Source organism: Bacillus sp. UNC438CL73TsuS30 (assembly GCF_000482325.1).
Taxonomy (GTDB): Bacteria; Bacillota; Bacilli; order Bacillales; family Cytobacillaceae; genus Neobacillus.
In genome coordinates this window covers 43,165-61,318 of the sequence record NZ_KI535298.1, presented here as the reverse complement: position 1 = coordinate 61,318, position 18,154 = coordinate 43,165, and the positions used below count along the sequence as shown (strand labels likewise).

The 18,154-nt window shown below is 37.4% G+C and carries 14 protein-coding genes and 1 pseudogene; 10 read left to right on the top strand and 5 right to left on the bottom strand.

Features of this window, described 5'->3' with window-relative positions; all coding sequences use genetic code 11:
- Positions 1-264 precede the first annotated feature (264 nt).
- Positions 265-1,566, bottom strand: a complete 1,302-nt coding sequence (locus tag M028_RS0126345) for a NarK family nitrate/nitrite MFS transporter (protein ID WP_026576522.1) — start codon at positions 1,564-1,566, stop codon at positions 265-267.
- Between the two features lie 262 nt (positions 1,567-1,828).
- Complete coding sequence (locus M028_RS0126340) at positions 1,829-3,334, bottom strand: nitrate/nitrite transporter (RefSeq protein ID WP_026576521.1); 1,506 nt, start codon at positions 3,332-3,334, stop codon at positions 1,829-1,831.
- Positions 3,335-3,633: 299 nt separating this feature from the next.
- Between M028_RS0126340 and M028_RS0126335 the strand changes: the two genes are divergently transcribed.
- The 5 genes from M028_RS0126335 (at position 3,634) to M028_RS33465 (ending at position 8,382) form a co-directional block, all read left to right on the top strand.
- The gene (locus tag M028_RS0126335; protein ID WP_026576520.1) at positions 3,634-4,914 is read left to right on the top strand and encodes an SLC13 family permease; all 1,281 of its coding nucleotides are present in this window, start codon (positions 3,634-3,636) and stop codon (positions 4,912-4,914) included.
- Between the two features lie 27 nt (positions 4,915-4,941).
- Positions 4,942-6,279, top strand: a complete 1,338-nt coding sequence (locus M028_RS0126330) for a TrkH family potassium uptake protein (RefSeq protein ID WP_026576519.1) — start codon at positions 4,942-4,944, stop codon at positions 6,277-6,279.
- A gap of 24 nt (positions 6,280-6,303) precedes the next feature.
- Positions 6,304-6,957, top strand: a complete 654-nt coding sequence (locus tag M028_RS0126325) for a potassium channel family protein (protein WP_026576518.1) — start codon at positions 6,304-6,306, stop codon at positions 6,955-6,957.
- Positions 6,958-7,020: 63 nt separating this feature from the next.
- Positions 7,021-8,175 carry an acyl-CoA dehydrogenase family protein gene (locus tag M028_RS0126320; protein WP_026576517.1) on the top strand — a complete coding sequence of 385 codons (1,155 nt, stop codon included), beginning with the start codon at positions 7,021-7,023 and terminating at the stop codon, positions 8,173-8,175.
- Positions 8,176-8,220: 45 nt separating this feature from the next.
- A complete protein-coding gene (locus M028_RS33465; RefSeq protein WP_026576516.1) occupies positions 8,221-8,382 on the top strand; it encodes a hypothetical protein in 162 nt (53 codons plus the stop codon).
- A gap of 71 nt (positions 8,383-8,453) precedes the next feature.
- On the opposite strand, the gene M028_RS0126310 is transcribed toward M028_RS33465, so the two are convergent.
- Both M028_RS0126310 and M028_RS0126305 read right to left on the bottom strand, forming a co-directional pair.
- Positions 8,454-8,633: an H-type small acid-soluble spore protein gene (locus tag M028_RS0126310; RefSeq protein ID WP_026576515.1), complete on the bottom strand. Its 180-nt coding sequence runs from the start codon at positions 8,631-8,633 to the stop codon at positions 8,454-8,456.
- Positions 8,634-8,761: 128 nt separating this feature from the next.
- Positions 8,762-8,965: a hypothetical protein gene (locus tag M028_RS0126305; RefSeq protein ID WP_026576514.1), complete on the bottom strand. Its 204-nt coding sequence runs from the start codon at positions 8,963-8,965 to the stop codon at positions 8,762-8,764.
- Positions 8,966-9,429: 464 nt separating this feature from the next.
- Here M028_RS0126305 and M028_RS0126300 point away from each other — a divergent pair, with 464 nt between their 5' ends.
- The 3 genes and pseudogenes from M028_RS0126300 to M028_RS0126290 all read left to right on the top strand — a co-directional run bounded on the left by M028_RS0126300 (position 9,430) and on the right by M028_RS0126290 (position 13,025).
- Positions 9,430-11,391, top strand: coding sequence for an LTA synthase family protein (locus M028_RS0126300; protein ID WP_051591268.1), 1,962 nt, complete (start codon positions 9,430-9,432; stop codon positions 11,389-11,391).
- A 65-nt stretch (positions 11,392-11,456) separates the two neighbouring features.
- Positions 11,457-12,366, top strand: a pseudogene (locus tag M028_RS31135) (thermonuclease family protein).
- 119 nt (positions 12,367-12,485) lie between these two features.
- Positions 12,486-13,025: an HD domain-containing protein gene (locus tag M028_RS0126290; protein WP_026576512.1), complete on the top strand. Its 540-nt coding sequence runs from the start codon at positions 12,486-12,488 to the stop codon at positions 13,023-13,025.
- Between the two features lie 44 nt (positions 13,026-13,069).
- Here M028_RS0126290 and M028_RS32430 read toward each other — a convergent pair whose 3' ends face one another.
- Entirely contained in the window at positions 13,070-13,168 is a 99-nt protein-coding gene (locus tag M028_RS32430) for a YjcZ family sporulation protein (RefSeq protein ID WP_035424860.1), read from the bottom strand.
- A 191-nt stretch (positions 13,169-13,359) separates the two neighbouring features.
- On the opposite strand from M028_RS32430, the gene M028_RS0126280 reads away from it, so the two are divergent.
- Together M028_RS0126280 and M028_RS0126275 are read left to right on the top strand one after the other, a co-directional pair.
- On the top strand, positions 13,360-16,770 hold the full coding sequence (locus tag M028_RS0126280) for a hypothetical protein (RefSeq protein WP_026576511.1): 3,411 nt from the start codon (positions 13,360-13,362) through the stop codon (positions 16,768-16,770).
- A gap of 210 nt (positions 16,771-16,980) precedes the next feature.
- Positions 16,981-18,144 carry a cation:proton antiporter gene (locus tag M028_RS0126275; RefSeq protein ID WP_026576510.1) on the top strand — a complete coding sequence of 388 codons (1,164 nt, stop codon included), beginning with the start codon at positions 16,981-16,983 and terminating at the stop codon, positions 18,142-18,144.
- Positions 18,145-18,154 lie beyond the last annotated feature (10 nt).

Here is an 18,154-nt window from a genome sequence, read left to right as displayed (position 1 = left end):
AGTCAGTTGAGTCCGAATCAGGAGCCCATTCGGACAGCTTTGGCGAAGCCTGTAGTCAGTTGAGTCCGAATCAGGAGCTCATTCGGACAGCTTTGGCGAAGCCAGGGGCAAACGTGTCCGAATCAGGAGTTCATTCGGACAGCTTTGGCGAAGCCATGGGGCAATCGAGTTCGAACTGGAAGCCTTAGGGCGAATCGTTTAACATTATTTTTGTTCGAAAAACACAATCTTTGCGAAAACAGCATACAAAAAAAACAAGCCGGATTAACCGACTTGTTTTGCCAATGTTTTAGCTGCTGTAGATTTTCTTTGATAGAAGAACCAGTTAAGACCAAAACTAATTACATAGAAACCAATAAAGAAGTAGAATGCTGTTACATAAGAGCCAGTAGTATTAATAGACCAGCCGAAAAGTTTTGGAATGAAGAATGAACCATAGGCTGCAAATGCTGCTGAAAAACCAATAACTGGTGCTGCTTCTTTTGGAACAAAGATATTCGGTATCATTTGGAACGTTGATCCAGAACCAATTCCAGAAGCTAAGAAAAGAACCAAGAACGCTAGCAAGAAACCAGCAAATTGCTTGTCATTTAAGAAATAAATAACACCTAGAGCACCAATTGCCATGACAATAAATACATACGCTGTTACCTTCGCACCGCCAAACTTATCAGCCAACCAGCCGCCAACAGGTCTTGCTGCTGCTGCCACTAAAGCACCAAGGAAAGCAAGAGAGAGGTGCTCAGGAAATTGAGATTTTAATAGAAGCGGAAATGCCGCTGAATACCCAATAAAGGAACCAAATGTTGCAATATAAAGGATGGTCATAATCCAAGTATGCTTACGTTTCACAATCACAAATTGATCGGCAACAGATTGTTTTGCATTTGGTACGTTATCCATTTTAAATAGGGCAAGTAATGTAACAATCACGATAGGGATTACCCAGATAAATGCAGCATTTTGTAACCAAACATGTTGACCAGTAGATAATACTTGTCTGCCGCCAACAAATGCGAAGGTGCTGGAAGTAATAATCAATGGTGTTACAAATTGTACAACGGAAACGCCCATATTTCCTAAACCGCCATTAATACCAAGTGCTGTACCTTTTTCTTTTTTTGGAAAGAAAAAGCTGATATTCGCTGAGGATGAAGAAAAGTTACCGCCGCCAAGACCACAAAGAGCAGCCAACAAAAGCATTATTGAAAATGGTGTGTCAGGATTTTGTACTGCAAAACCAATTCCGATGGCAGGGATTGCTAAGATGGCAGTTGAAATGACTGTCCAGTTCTTGCCCCCGAATATTCCAACCGCAAAGGTGTAAACAAATCGAAGTGTTGCACCGACAAGTCCTGGAATAGCAGCAAGTGTAAATAGTTGTTCTTCTGTATAATGGAAGCCAATATCGTTAAGTCTCACGGCAACCACTGACCAGATTTGCCAAACGATGAAAGCTAGCATTAGAGATGGTACTGAGATCCATAGATTTCTTTGTGCGTGTTTCCTTCCTTCTGTTTTCCAAAATTTCTCGTCCTCTGGATTCCAATAATTAATTCGTGCCATTATTGTCTCCTCCTAAAATTTAAATTTATATTTTTTGATGTCTGTTGTTTATATTGAAACTATAAAACAAATGGTAACATGAAATTTGTGACGTACGTCACAAAAGTGGTGAAGGAACTGTGAACACGAGTTCAAAGTCAAAAAGTTGTCAAAAAGCCATTCAATTTTTTTAGAATTGGTCGTTGATTTCGCTTCAGGCACGGCATTTCTTATAAAAAGAGCAAAAAAACAGCCTTCCGAATGGAAAGCTGTTGGTTCATCTTTATTTCTTTTTTTCTTCTTCGCGTTCTTCACTGAACATCCCAACAAAGTTTTTTGTTTGGCCTGATTCATCCTTGATAGCGGTAATCGTTAACCATTCCTTATAGATTTCTTGATTTTTACGTTTATTCCAAATATGGCCTTCCCAATACCCTTTTTCTTTCAAATGATTCCACATACCTTTATAAAAATCATTATTGTGTTCTCCTGACTGGAGAACGCTTGGTGTCTTTCCAACCACCTCTTCTTGTCGGTAACCGGTGATTTTGGTAAATGCCGGATTTATTTTTTGAATAATTCCATTTGGATCAGTTACCACGATGCCATCGACGGCATGATTGACAATTTTATTCGAAATATCAAGTTTATCCTGATAGTAAAGCCAGACAACTAAAACGAAGCTTGATAATGAAATTTCCGACAAGGACATAAAGCCGATCGCGTAATGCCCGGTCCAGTTAAATAGGATAGTTAAAATTAGTGGCGGGAAAAAACCGCCGAGTCCGCCCATAGCGGATACAATACCATTCACAACACCCGCCTGCTTGGAAAAGAACAAGGGGACAAGCTTAAAAATGGCACCATTACCAATCCCTGCACAAAAAGCCACTAATAGGCAGCCAAAGGAATAAATCGGCAAGGATGGGGTAAATGACAAGAGAAAACCCGCAAAGGTAAGCCAAAAGAAAACAAACATTAAGATTAACAAAGGATTCAGTTTATCACTTAGCCAGCCGCCCACTGGTCTAAAAAGAGTGGCAATAGCAATAAAACCTGCTGTCCGGAGACCCGCATCTACCTTCTCTAATTCAAAGTGATTGACTAAAAAGGACGGCAAATAAATCGTAAAAGCAACAAATGACCCGAAAGTGATGAAATAAAACAAACTTAGCAGCCAAAGTTTTGGGTTCCGATAAACCTCTTTAATGACCACTGAAAAGGAATTGTTCACTTTTCGCTCCTTGCGGTCACCTAATAAGAAATTAATGACCGCAAAGACCAAGACAACAATTAGAAAGACTTTAATGGCGCTTCTCCATCCGTACGCAGTTGCAAGGACAGGAGCGGAAAAAGAGGTGATAGCTGTTCCGATATTTCCTGCACCATAGATCCCATTAATAAATCCATGCTTTTTTTTCTCATAATATTTCGGTAATGAAGTTACACCGATAGAAAATAGCGCACCGCCAATCCCCAGTAAAAACCCTCCCGCTATGAGCATGGCAAATGAATTGGCAAAGCTAAGGACCGCAATAGGGATCAACAGAACAAGAAAACAAATGGTAAATAAGACTCTTGCTCCAAATCGATTCGTCCAAAAACCAATTGGTACCCTCAGTAGCGATCCAAGGATGACGGGAACAGCAGTGGCCCAGGCAATTTGGGTTGTAGATAGATTAATATCTGCTTTAATAAATGGCATAAGCGAAGAAATAAGTACCCAAACCATAAAACCGGCAACTAGGCTTCCGGTTTGAACAAAGAGTTGTTTTGGTCCTTGATTCATTCAAATCCCCCTTAATAATGACTCATTATAAAATGAATAGATTCCCCTCATTAGAAATTAATTATTCCTTTAGTGGGGAAATTTTCCTTTTGTTATTATAATTGATTTTTGGATAATAAACAGTGAGGTTTGACACAAAACTTTCATGGTTATTACTATTTTTAACTATTACGAGGTTTTTAATTATTTTTTATTTAAAACCTGAAATCAGAGTTTTTAAAAGATAATAAATATTTACATATATAAATGATAGTAGTATATTTTTTTCTGTATCTATTATATATAAGGGGAGTAGAAGCATGGGATCACAAGAGTGGATTGCCTTGATTATTTTTTTATTTACATATGCGACAATTATTTCGGAAAAAATTCATCGGACGACGATTGCTATGCTGGGCGGTCTTTTAATGGTTGCTTTTGGGATACTAGATCAGAAGGCGGCTGTTCATCATATTGACTTTAATACAATTGGTCTCTTGGTTGGTATGATGATTATTGTTGGAATCACTTCACAAACAGGTGTTTTTGAATTTATTGCTGTATGGGCGGCCCAGAAGGTAAAGGGGGAACCGGTTCGGATTTTAATTGTATTGAGTTTTTTTACTGCTGTGGCTTCTGCTTTTCTTGATAATGTTACAACGGTTCTTCTCGTTGTACCGGTTACCTTAAGTATTACTCATCAGCTAAAGGTACACCCCATTCCATTTTTAATGTCAGAAATATTCGCATCCAATATCGGTGGAACTGCGACGATGATAGGGGATCCTCCAAACCTGATGATTGGAAGTGCGGTAAAATCATTAGACTTTATGACATTTATCAATAATCTTGCATTGATTAACATCATCATCTTAGTTGTTACTATTTTTATATTTACGCTAATATATAAGAAACAACTAAAATCAACAAAGGAACTAAAGAGTCATCTATTAGGTAAAAATGCGAAACAGGAATTGAAGGATTATGATTTACTAGCAAAATGTATATTTGTCATTGTCCTGACATTGGGCGGCTTTTTTGCTCATCAACTTTTACATATTGAGACGGCTACAATTGCCTTAATCGGGGCTTTTATCTTGCTTTTACTGACTGGGGACAAATATTTAGTGACGGTATTGGAAAAAGTAGAATGGACAACTCTTTTCTTTTTCATTGGTTTATTTGTCATCGTTGGCGGTTTGGTTGAGACAGGTCTTGTTGCAGCAGTTGCTAAAAAGGCAATTGCACTTACAGGGGGAGAACCAAAAGCAACCACGATTTTAATTCTTTGGATGAGTGCGGTTATCTCGGCTTTTGTTGATAATATTCCGTTTGTTGCGACCATGATTCCGATGATAAAAGAAATGGGGAAATTGGGTATAACCAATTTGGATCCATTATGGTGGAGTCTTTCTCTTGGCGCATGTTTAGGTGGTAATGGAACCCTTATTGGTGCCAGTGCCAATCTGGTTGTAGCTGGAATCGCATCGAAGGAAGGATACCATATAACGTTTATGAAATATTTAAAGGTCGGCTTTCCTCTTATGTTATTATCCATTTTTATATCAATGATTTATATTTATGTCAGATATTTATTATAGAATGCCATATTAGGTAAGGAGAAAACTATGCAGCGAAAAAAATTTTATCTTGACCCCCCAAAGGTACTGGTTTTGGGATTTGCACTCATTATATTAATTGGTGCTTTACTATTAACAATGCCAATCTCAACAACAAATGGACAAGGGTTATCTTTTCTTAATGCCTTATTTACCGCAACTTCAGCCACTTGTGTAACTGGACTTGTTGTTGTAGATACCGGAACCACCTTTACAATCTTCGGCCAGCTGGTCATTCTATTCATGATTCAAATCGGTGGGTTAGGGTTCATGACGTTTGCTACTCTCTTTGCCTTTCTGATTGGAAAAAGAATTTCATTAAAAGAAAGAATCTTACTTCAAGAATCGCTGAATAATCTTTCAATGGAAGGGATCGTAAGGCTAGCAAGACGAATTTTAATTTTTACGGCGGTAATCGAATTAGCAGGGGCGATTTTACTTACACTGCGTTTTTCTTTGGATATGCCGATTGGAAAAGCTATTTATTTTGGTATTTTTCATTCGATTTCCAATTTTAATAATGCCGGCTTTGATTTAATGGGGGAGTTTCATAGTCTAACAAGTTATGTAGATGATCCGACTGTTGTACTTACCATATGCTCTTTAATTACATTAGGCGGGATTGGCTTTATTGTTATGAATGAGATTTATGAATTTCGGGTTTCTAAACGGTTATCGTTACATACCAAAGTCGTCCTGATGACAAGTTTATTTTTATTAGTGGTTGGAACAATTGGTGTTTTTTCATTTGAGTATGCAAATCCAAAAACATTAAAACCATTATCCTTTTTAGGGAAATTTCTTGGTGCCTTGTTTCAATCGGTTACTGCGAGAACAGCGGGGGCTAATACCATCAGTATTGGTGATATGACTCACCCTTCATTATTTTTAATCATTATCTTAATGTTTATTGGTGCCTCACCGGGTTCCACAGGGGGCGGTATTAAAACCACTACCTTTACCACTCTTATCGGTGCGGTTTGGTCCCAAATCCGCGGGAAGGAAGATGTTATTTTTTACCGCCAGCGGATTGTTTATGAAACGATCTATAAAGCGATAACTGTTGCATTTAGCGGATTATTTCTAGTTGTAGTGATTACGATGCTTTTGACCATTACCGAAAGCGGCAAAGACTTTTTAATGATCCTATTTGAAGCAACGTCAGCCTTTGCCACTGTAGGACTTTCAATGGGATTAACCCCAGAGCTGTCTCATGTTGGCAAGGGATTGATAATTTTTACGATGTTTGCCGGCAGAGTTGGGCCATTAACGATTGCTTTTGCAGTGACAATGAGAAGAAATCCCGATGCGTTCCGATACCCTAAAGGGAAAATTATGATTGGTTAAATCTACAGCAGGAGGTTGATTTCCATGACAGAACAATATGCAGTGATTGGATTAGGACGATTTGGCCTTAGTATTGCAACGAAATTATTCGAATCAGGTAAAGAAGTTCTTGGCGTAGATGTAAATGAGGAGCGGGTGGATGATGCCCATCCATATACGACACATGCATTAATTGCCGATTCGACGGATGCCGAAGCGTTGAAATCCATCGGTATCCGTAATATTGACACCGTCATTGTGGCAATTGGAAATGACATTCAAGCAAGCATCCTTAGTGTTCTGTTATTAAAAGAACTTGGGGTTAAAAAAGTAATTGCCAAAGCACTTAATAAATTACATGGTCAAGTTCTTAAAAAAGTTGGAGCCGATTGGGTGGTATATCCGGAAAGAGATATGGGAATCAGGGTGGCGCATCAGCTTCTTTCTCCAAATGTTCTAAATTTCATTGAAATTTCAAAGGATTATAGTGTGGAGGAAGTGAAAATCCCTGAAAAAATGACGGAAAAAACATTAAGGGAACTCGACCTCAGGGCGAAGTTTAATCTAACAGTGATAGCCATTCGCCATGGGCATGAAATCAATATTACCCCATCTCCTGATAAGAAAATTGCGAGTGGTGATGTTCTTGTAGTAATTGGGGAAAATAGTGATTTGGAGCAATTTTCGAATATAGAATAGACAGATAGATAGTAAAACCATCCTCAAATGTTTGGATGGTTTTTATGAATTGGAGAGGATTAGATGAGTTTTTTAGAAAAAAATTCAGTTGAAGAACGTCTCGAAATCATGAGTATCTTAGCCAAGCAATTTTCATTACGTGCACATCAAGTGGATATTGAGGGAAGTTTTCCGTATGCAAATATGGATGATCTTAAAAATACAGGATATACTGCCTTAACTGTTCCTAAAAAGAATGGTGGTAAAGAAATTTCTTTATATGAATTACTACGCATGCAGGAGAAGATGGCAGAAGGTGACGGGGCCACGGCACTTTCGATTGGCTGGCATATGGGAATCATGATGAATCTCGGAGAAAAAGATAGTTGGAAAGAATCGGTCTTTAAAATGCTTTGTGAGGAAGTTAAAAAAGGAGCATTAATTAACAGTGCCGCGACAGAACCAAGTACTGGAAGTCCGACGCGAGGGGGCAGGCCGGAAACGATTGCGGAAAAACAAGGCGACTGCTGGATAATTAATGGCAGAAAGACATTTACTACCATGTCGCCTGTGCTTGATTATTTTATTGTCAGTGCAGCAATCAAAGAAACAGATAGGGTTGGAAATTTTCTTATTCCCCGTCCTACAGAAGGGGTTTCTATTGAAGAAACATGGGATAGTATTGCCTTACGGGGTACAGGAAGCCATGATTTAATACTTAAAAATGTAAAAGTGCCTGACGAATTCTTTGTCGAACAGCTTGGATTAGAAGGGAAAAAACCAAGCGGCTGGCTTCTCCATATTCCGGCCTGTTATCTTGGGATTGCCAAAGCGGCAAAAAACTATTGTATTCAATTTGCCAAAGAGTATTCTCCAAGTAGTATAAAGGGAGCAATTATCGATTTACCGAACGTCAAGCAAAAAATTGGTGAAATAGAATGGAGGATCATGGAGGCTGAGTACTTTTTATATTCGGTGGCTAAAGAATGGGACTCCTCAGGTGTTCAAGATCGGAATCAAATGGGGCCAGTTTTAGGTGCGGTCAAAATGACTGTTACGAATTCGGCCATTGAGATTGTCGATCTTGCAATGAGGATTGTCGGGGCTAGAAGCCTCTCATTAAAAAATCCATTGCAGCGTTATTATCGTGATGTGAGAGCCGGCCTTCACAATCCACCCATGGATGATATGACGATTCAGCTTCTTGCCAAACACGCAATAGCGAACATTACGGAGTAAAACCTATTGGGAATGCACACTCTAAAGAAAAAGGAGTGAAGAAAATTGCCAAGAGGTAAAGAATTAGAACAACTGCCAATGTCTCATATAGCACCGGGGGCCGGAAAAGATGCCGGCAAGATGGACAGAGAAGTACTCGGAAGCATCGTTCAAAATGAACAACCCCAGCCAAGTGAAATAGAAAGAGAAAACGAAGACATGGTATAAGACAGGAAAACCTCCTGTCTTTTTTATTATGTTAAAAAAAACCACCCATTGGAAAATAGGTGGTTAAGAGATTATTCCTCAATTAACTCATGGATTTCAACAGTAGAACGTTCCTCCAACGGCCCTCTTAAATGAACAGTTGCTGTCCTTCCATCCTCGTTTAATTGGTCAATCCAAACGGATGCACCATTGTATTTAACTTCAATATCAGCTGATGAAGATAAAATTTGTTTTACACGATTTACATTCATTTCCTTCACTCCTAAAACAGTTTTTCATTTTATTTTTGGTTAGTACATGTCCTTTTATTCAATGATGAATGTAAACGCTCTCTATTATATATAGAAGAAATTCGTTTAACTTAGAAAAAAAGGAAGGATCAGTATTGATCCCTACCACGATTATAGGGATAGGATATATGAATTCCGTTAAATGCCCCATCCTCATCTGTGTCTCTTAGCGATGCCATATACTGTTCAAATTCTTCCTGCAGCTCCACTGGTGCGCCAGGCATTAAGTGCCAATTCCCAGGCTCATCTACGAAATAAGGGCTTTTTGTAAACTCCGGTCTTATTCTCGGCATATCTTTTATCTCCTCTTTCTTTCTATTTAAATTTATCCTTTTCATAACCGCATTCCACTATTCAAGCCATAGGTCATTATTTTAAAGATAAGACCAAATACTTATTGCATCTAACTACATTCACGATTAAGATAGCTAAAAATAAACTCATCGCTAAAAAATTAAATCAACAGTGAAACTAAAGTGGTTTTTGTTCGTCTTATATAATTGAGTCCGGAAAAATAGTCATGTCCCACTAGTCATTGGCATAAGAATAAAAAAGTGAAATTCATGACTAATTACGAAATGAACCCTAATATTAGTAATAAAATTTTAACGAAAAAGTAAGAAAATTGACGAAAAATTTTGTCCAAAAGGATGCGTAAACTGGGATTATTTATGTTTTTATTTTTAAAGAAAATGTGTTATAGTAATTGAGGTTCGTTTACCGAAGTTTTTTATTGGTAAGTGAGAGGAGAATTTAGATGAAAAAGATTAATCTTCCCAAAACACTAAAAAATAATAACCATATTACTTTTTTTGCAATTGCTGTAGTATTGTTTTGGATTAAAACATATGTAGCCTACCAACTTGAATTTAAATTAGGAATTGATAATAACCTACAGAAATTCTTATTGTTCATTAATCCATTAAGCTCGGCATTACTATTTTTCGGTATCGCTTTGCTTTTTAAAAAGCATGTTAAGCTTGTGATGATTATCATCAATTTCTTATTGTCGTTCCTATTGTATGCAAATATTGCATATTACCGATTTTTTAATGATTTCATCACCATTCCTGTTCTTATGCAAACAAAGACGAATGCAGGACAGCTTGGTGATAGCGCGGTTTCTTTAATGTCACCATTAGATATTTTTTATTTTTCAGACTTTATTATTCTAATTATTCTTGCCTTAACAGTATTTAAAAAGGTTACGGTTCAAACTAGGAAATCATTCAAGATCGTTCTTTTATTTTCAATCACTGTTTTCCTTTTTAATCTTGGTTTGGCAGAAAAGGATCGCCCGCAATTATTATCACGTTCTTTTGACAGAAACTATTTAGTTAAATATCTTGGGGCGTATAACTTTACAATTTATGACATGATTCAAAATATTAAATCATCCAGTCAGCGTGCACTTGCTGACAGCAGTGATATTACCGATGTTGAAAACTATCGGAAAGCGAACTATGCAAAACCAAATCCAAAGTATTTTGGCAAGGCAAAAGGAATGAATGTGATTTACGTCTCGCTTGAATCATTCCAGAACTTTATGATTGATTATAAAATGCCAAATGGTCAAGAGGTTACACCATTTTTAAATTCATTAGCACATGATGGCAAGACATTCTATTTTGATAATTTCTACCATCAAACTGGACAGGGTAAAACTTCCGATGCTGAATTCTTAATGGAAAACTCATTATATCCAATGTCACAGGGTGCGGTTTTTGTGAATAAGGCACAAAATACCTATCAAGCAAGCCCGGCCATTTTAAAGGGGCTTGGCTATAATTCAGCTGTGTTCCATGGTAACTATAAGACATTCTGGAATCGAAATGTGATGTATAAAGCATTAGGCTATGATCAATTCTTCGATGCAGAATATTATGATATGTCAGATGAAAATACCAAAAACTATGGGATGAAGGATAAACCGTTCTTTAAGGAATCCATGCCAATGCTTGAAGGCTTAAAACAGCCTTTTTATACAAAGTTTATTTCGTTGTCCAACCACTTCCCGTTTGAAATGGATTCGCAGGATACCGATTTCCCTGCTGGAGATTACGGTGATACAGTGGTAAACCAATATTTCCAATCTGCCCATTATATGGACCAAGCATTGGAACAATTCTTTAATGACTTAAAGAAAGATGGACTTTATGATAAAACGGTTATTGTCCTATATGGGGATCACTATGGTATTTCTGAAAACCATAATGAGGCAATGGCAAAGGTTCTTGGTGTTGATAAGATAACACCTGCATTGAACGCAAAACTACAAGAGGTTCCATTATATATCCATGTACCTGGTGTGAAAGGCGGGGTTCAGCACCAATACGGTGGTGAAGTCGACGTACGCCCAACACTTCTTCATTTACTAGGTGTGGATACGAAGGATTACATGGAGTTTGGTTCTGATTTATTATCAAAGGACCACCGCAACTGGGCATTATTCAGAAATGGTGATTATGTTTCTCCTAAAGTGATACAAGTAAGTGATAAGTGTTATTCAACCAATACAGAAGAATTACTGCCGGATAACAGCTCATGTAAGGCCATTGATGAAAAAGTAAAAACAGAACTTCAAATGTCTGACGAAGTGGTTTATAAGGACCTGTTAAGATTCTATAAACCTGCAGGATATACACCAATTAATCCGGACGATTATGAATATTTAGGGCCAAAAGGAACCGTTAAAGCAACAGGAACCGAAACGCCTTAACTAGGTAATGGGAGAAGAACATTTGGTTCTTCTCTCTTTTTTTGAAGTTAAAGGAGAGAATAAAAATGAGAAAAAGATTCGGCATATTATCGCTTGTTTTCTTTTTTACAATGATGTTTTCAGGCTGTTCAACGAGCGATAATACAAACACAAACACAAACACAAACACAAACACAAACACAAATACAAATCACCCACAACAGAATGCTTCAGTTGCCAATGATGATGAAAGTGAAAATCAATTAATTGATAGTAGCCTGAAAGCTGATAAAAAGTTGATACCGGCAACCATTGTTAAAAATGTCGATGGGGATACGGTTGTGATTAAATTAAAGGGCCGAGAGGAAAAGGTGAGAATGCTTTGTGTGGATACACCTGAAACACATCATCCTCGTCTAGGTGTTCAGCCGTTTGGACCGGAAGCATCCGCTTATACCCAAAAAATCCTCCCTGTTGGAAAGAAGGTACAAATCGAAACCGGTATTGGGGATGGGCGTGATAAATATGGGCGTCTACTCGCCTATATATATGTCGACGGAAAAATGTTTAATGAAATGCTCTTAGAAAAGGGTTTGGCGCGGGTTGCCTATATTTATGCTCCGAATACAAAATATGTCGATCAATTCTATGCGATTCAAAGTGGCACAGAAAAAGGGGATTGGCATTTGGTCAATTGAAAATTATGCTGAAGAAGATGGGTACCATGAAGAAGTGGTGAAAGGATCTTTAGGTCGACCATCTACAAAATCTACAGATTCAAAATCAACAAATTCAGGCAGCAATTATTATCAAAATAATCCAAGTGATGACAAAGAAACAAACCTGAATTGTAAAGGGAAAATAAAAGGAAATGCCAACTCTCATATTTATCATGTTCCTGATGGATCCTATTATGATACAGTAAAGGACAATATTGTCTGGTTTTGCTCAGAACAAGATGCAGAGCAAGCTGGGTACCGAAAATCTAAACGATAATATCTGAAAAAGGGAATTCATCAATTTGAATTCCCTTTTTTGCATGAAAAAATAGCAATAAAGACAAGTTTGTCATATAATGTATGATAAAAAATCCACAATGGATGGGGGAAAACCATATGAGAGATGTAACGTTATTAAATATATTTGAACATCATATTGCCCAAAAATATTTAAACCGCTCAGGCCTCGCCCATGCCATTGCCGTTGCCTATCATGCGGTTAAGTTAGCGAAAGAGCATAAAGTCGATGTCGATATTGCCGCAAAGGCTGGTCTCCTTCATGACATGGGGCATTATACATGGTATAAAAACGGGAAGTGGGATTATGAATTGTACAAGCAAAATGATATCCACCCCATTAAAGGGGCTGAACGTGCTCACAAACTGTTAATTCGCTTAGGAGAGAATCCAATAAAGGCCAAAACGATTGCTCTAGCAATTCTTTTTCATACAGATTCCTTTTTGCCATCGAACGATATTGTCCGTACCCCTTTACAGCAAATTGTCAAATGGGCAGACGAAAAAGACGAGGAAACCGGCGGAATGCATCACTACCGAAAAATTGAGTATGAACGGGCTAAACAAAGTATCACTCGTTTGGATGAGTGGATCAATCAAGAACTAAAGGAAATTGAAACAAAAAACAAGCTGTGCTAATTGCACAGCTTGTTTTGTTCTACAAAGAGGTTTGATACTGAGGTTTAGTAGTAACCTCCTCCCATGAAAGCAGTGCCTACAATGATTAAAAGAATGAACAACACTACAATTAATGCGAAACTGTTATTTCCACCGTAGCTCATTAATTTTACACCCCCTTTATTCACTTACTTTATTGTATGTAACTGCCAGTCCTTTTGTTTGGACGAACTTCCGATCCTTAAAAAAGGGAAATTTTATGAAATTGTTGAAAAAAATAAACTATAGTGTAAAATTACACTATAGAGGGAAAATGTGGTAAAAATATAAAGATAATGATTTGAGGGGAGATAGAATGGAGACAAATTTAAGGGAAGAGAGAAGAAAAATTTTCAGGCAGGAATTATATATATTAAAAGAAAAGGGGTACTTATCTGAAGCAATTGTTGCTACGGTTGCGAAAGCTCATCATACATTTCACCTTGATTTAATCAAAAATGAAGCTGAAGAACAATTAAAAGAACCAGAGAAGAAAATATCCGTTCAAAAATCTGTTCCTAAAAAGCCTCAAAAATTAAAAAAGGTATTATCACAAGAGGAAATCAGAGAAAGAAATATAACATGGCTGCTTAATATTGGCGTGATCTTTTTGTTAATCGGTGGATTATTTGTTGCGACAAGCAATTGGGAATCCATGTCCAGCTTGATGAAAAGTGGATCAATCGGAATTGTGGCATTGTTATTTTTCGGAATTTCAGGATTATCCGAAAAGATTTTGCATATAAACAAAACCGCTTTTGCCTTCATCATACTGGGAAGTTTATTTTTGCCCATTTTCATTTTATCCCTTGGTTGGTTCGGTCTTTTAGGGCCGTATTTATCCATAACAGGTGATGGACGATATATTCTCGGAGTGCTGGGAAGTTTCATCCCCATCATTGACTATATATACTTTGCAAAAAAACTAGATTCAAGATTGTTTGTTTGGTTTACCTATATTTCGCTGACTACTGGGTTTGCATTTTTACTAGCAAGCCTGAAGCTTGAAATTGATTTATTTTATTTAGGCTTGATGGGCTTCAATGCTATTCTAATTTTTATTTATCATTTGGTAAAGAACAGAAAAGACCTAAGGTTATTTACTAGTGAGTTTGTTCCTTATATCCAAGCGAATCTGGTCATATGTACACTCTTAATGCTGTTTATCTATGATAATCAAATCTTGTATGGTTTCAATCTCTTTCTGACAGCGGTCATCTACTTATCGATGATCTATGTCAGTGGCAGGAAGGAATATCATTTTATCTTCAGTGCCATGATTGTATATGGATTTTATCAGGTAATCGAACATTCTGTGCTTGAATCTGTTGGGCCAATCCTTTATGCTTTAGCAGCTTTTGGGTTTATGTTTGTTCCTAAAGCTATAAAAGAAGAATTTTCACTGGATAAGGTTTTCCAGGTTACGAGTGCAGTCGTTTCGGGTTTAGCCTTTATTTATATCAGTTTTGAAGGGATTCTGCTGCGTTCGGGTGAGCCATCACTCGTACTTTTGATTGCATATCTCATTATTGCTGCTAATTTTACGTATTTATCCCATCACACTCCTAGAGCAATATTCCCGTATTTTAGTTCAGTCTTCTTGACGGTCGCAATCATGGAATCACTCTCCTTCATAAGTTTGGTAATTGATTTCCATTTTTCATTGACACTGTTTTTTACAGGTTTCCTTTTGTTTATTCTATTTGGGATTTTACATTTAGGAGCATACTTGGAAATTGTAAGAATTAGCTCAAGGGATGTTGGGTTAGTTGTGATGGGAATCGCTATTCTGGCAGCATTCGTATTCCAAAAATGGTGGGAGTTAGGGGTAATGCTTTTATTGCTCGTCCCTAGTACCTATTTACTGTTAAAATCCGAGAAAAGGTTACATTATAAAAAACCAGCAGAATGGATGTTACCAAGTACTTTTGGGCTTTCAATTATAGCCTTTGGCAGTGAAATAAATGCTCATTCAGTTTTATATGAAAATGATTATGGGAACACAGTTAATTTTGCCATAGGGGCAATTCTTGTCTTACTGTCAAGTTTCGGCTGGAAACAGGTAAAAGAAAAGAGGTTGGAACAAACCTCGTTATTCTTATCCCAAATTTTTTATACATTGGCCATTGGTCAATCTTATATAGGTTCGGTTAACGAACTATGGGTACAACCGCTTGTCCTCCTGATTGGGGTAGGGATGTATTCGTATTTATACAAAAGAATCGGGACGAAATGGGTACCGTATTTAATTGGAATGGCAACATTATTGGCCTATTTAACTTGTGTCCATGCCCTGTCCATGAAAATTGAATTTAATCAAATGATGAATACATTGATTGCGAGTACGAGTGCTGTTGTATTGCTTGTCATTAGTTACCTTTGGCGAAATAAAGATCAAGATCTATCATCTGCTTTTGGGTGGATTGGCCATATCCTCTTCCCGGCAGTACTCGGGTATATGTGGTTGGTTGATCACGATACGGCTTGGGTAAGCTTTGTCATTGCGATTATTGTCTATGCCATTAGCGCCAGGCAAGCAGGGGATGAGTGGAAGATCAAGCTTTTTCTCTATGGCTGTTTTACCAGTGTTTTTTGTGTGATTTCCCTTGGTATGGACCATCTATTTGATACGTTAAAACGGTACTACGAATTTCCAACTACAAGTATCGTGCTCGGTTTATTTTGGATGGCCACTGACCCTGCATACAAAAAACGAACTATATTTTATCTCGTACCTTTCTCTTTATTTGGGCTTTGCTGTACCTTGAATGCTTATCCGTTCGATTGGGGTCCATATTTAACAACTTGTTTCTATACAATTGGTGTCTTGGTTTTTTTACACAAGATCAAATGGGATCAATTTGTTATATTTCCACTATTTATTGCTTTTATTGCAACCGTTGAAGTTTCCTTTTTGGACAATTTGGTTTCGGTTGAAAAGATGCTCCTTTCTGGAGGAATAGGCATTTTATTGGTTTTGGTTGGTCAATTGATCTATAAACAATTAATTGAGCTTGGAAATAAACCGCATGAATTAAAGCTGGATGGATACACAGTTATTTCACTTTTATTTTTTTCGTTTATGTATTATTTTACTGAACAATCTGTCTGGACAGAGGCGCTTCCGGGATTGCTTATCTCTGCTTCCATTTGGATGCAGCGTAAAAGGGTTCCAAAAAATTATTCCGTTTTGATTGTGATGTTAGGGAGCCTATATTTATTGCAGCCTTACTACTCGGTTGTAACAGATTTGAATATTCCGGCATTATGGGACCGGGAGGCAATGGTATTGCCGCTGGTGGTCGTGGTGATATTGATACGCATCAAATTAAAAGATCATTATACAAGCCTGACAAAACCGCTTGAATGGGCCGTCCTATGTGTGGTTGCAATTCTTTTAATCCAAGATGGGCTGGCTAGTTCAACCATTTACGATGCGATTATTTTAGGGTCATTATCCCTGCTTTCGGTGTTAGCAGGAATGTTCTTGCAAATTAAATCGTACTTCTTTATTGGCTCTGGCGTGTTGCTTTTAAATGTTTTTTTACAAACAAGACCCTATTGGGGAAATATGCCTTGGTGGGGATATCTGCTGGTTGCAGGACTTATCCTCATTACCGTTGCCAGCACCAATGAATGGAACAAGCAAAAAATCCAAAAGGGTGAAACAACCTTTTTAATGGTGCTGAAGGAAAAAATAATCACCAAAATAAGGAAATGGGATTAGAAAGTCGGTATTGAAAAATACTATAAAATCTGTTAATATATTAATAATTATATATTGTACGTATGGAGGAGCCTGTCACCAAGGGGTATTTATGCCCTTTGGTTGACGGGCTTTTTTGTATGTTTTTAAGAGCCTGTTTATGGAATAACAGGCTCTTTTTGTATTTGCTCTTCAATGGGAGAATTTTTTATATTTGAAAGGTGGAATAAAATGTTCATTCTTCACTTAGCACTTATTATCATTGCAGCAAAACTTGCAGGAGGTTTGAGTGCGAAACTAGGTCAACCTTCCGTGCTGGGAGAAATTATTGTAGGGGTCTTATTAGGACCATCTGTTTTTGGATTAATCAGTGCATCAGATACTTTATCAACATTTAGTACAATTGGTGTTATTTTACTTATGTTCATTGCTGGCCTAGAAACTGATCTTGATGAATTTAAACGATCTGGAAAATCATCGGCATTTGTTGGTTTCGGCGGAATTATTGTTCCATTATTTTTGGGGTATTTTACAGGAATCATGCTGGATTTATCGAACATGCAATCCTGGTTTTTGGGTGTTATGCTTTCTGCTACAAGTGTAAGTATCTCCGTTCAAACTCTTAAAGAAATGAATCAATTAAAGACATCTGAAGGAAGTGTAATATTGGGCGCCGCCGTCTTGGATGACGTTGTTGTAATGTTAATTTTGGCAATATTAATGTCCTTTGCTGGAGGTGGGGAAGTATCTTTAACGACATTGGTAATAAAGAAAGTATTGTTTTTTGTGGTATCTATCTTAGTTGCTTGGAAAGTTGTTCCATGGGCAATGAATAAATTTACAAAATTACCTGTAAGCGAGGCTGTTATTTCATCTGCATTAATTATTTGTTTTGTATATGCATTTGCGGCTGAATATACTGGAGTTGCTAATATTATTGGAGCATACATCGCTGGTATCGCTATCGGCTTAACAAAATTCAAACAGGAAGTTTTTGAAAAAGTTGAAACACTAAGCTATTCGATTTTTGTTCCAGTATTCTTTGCCTACATTGGCATTTCGGCTAAGTTTACTGGCATTCTTGATCATTTAGGTCTTATTATTTTGCTTAGCTTCTTAGCGATTTTAACGAAATTTGTAGGTGCAGGTGCAGGTGCCAAACTTTCTGGATTTGGTTGGAATAGCGCAATGGGAATTGGTTCAGCAATGGTTTCGCGTGGTGAAGTTGCATTAATAGTTGCATCAATGGGCCTAGCATCCAATTTAATTACTCAGGATTTATTTGCTACAATTATTGTTGTTGTTATTGTAACAACAGTTGTCACTCCACCGATGATGAAATGGTCCTTTAAATCCAAGGAAATTGAAATAAATTCAAAGGCAGTTAACCAATAAATTAAGGGGA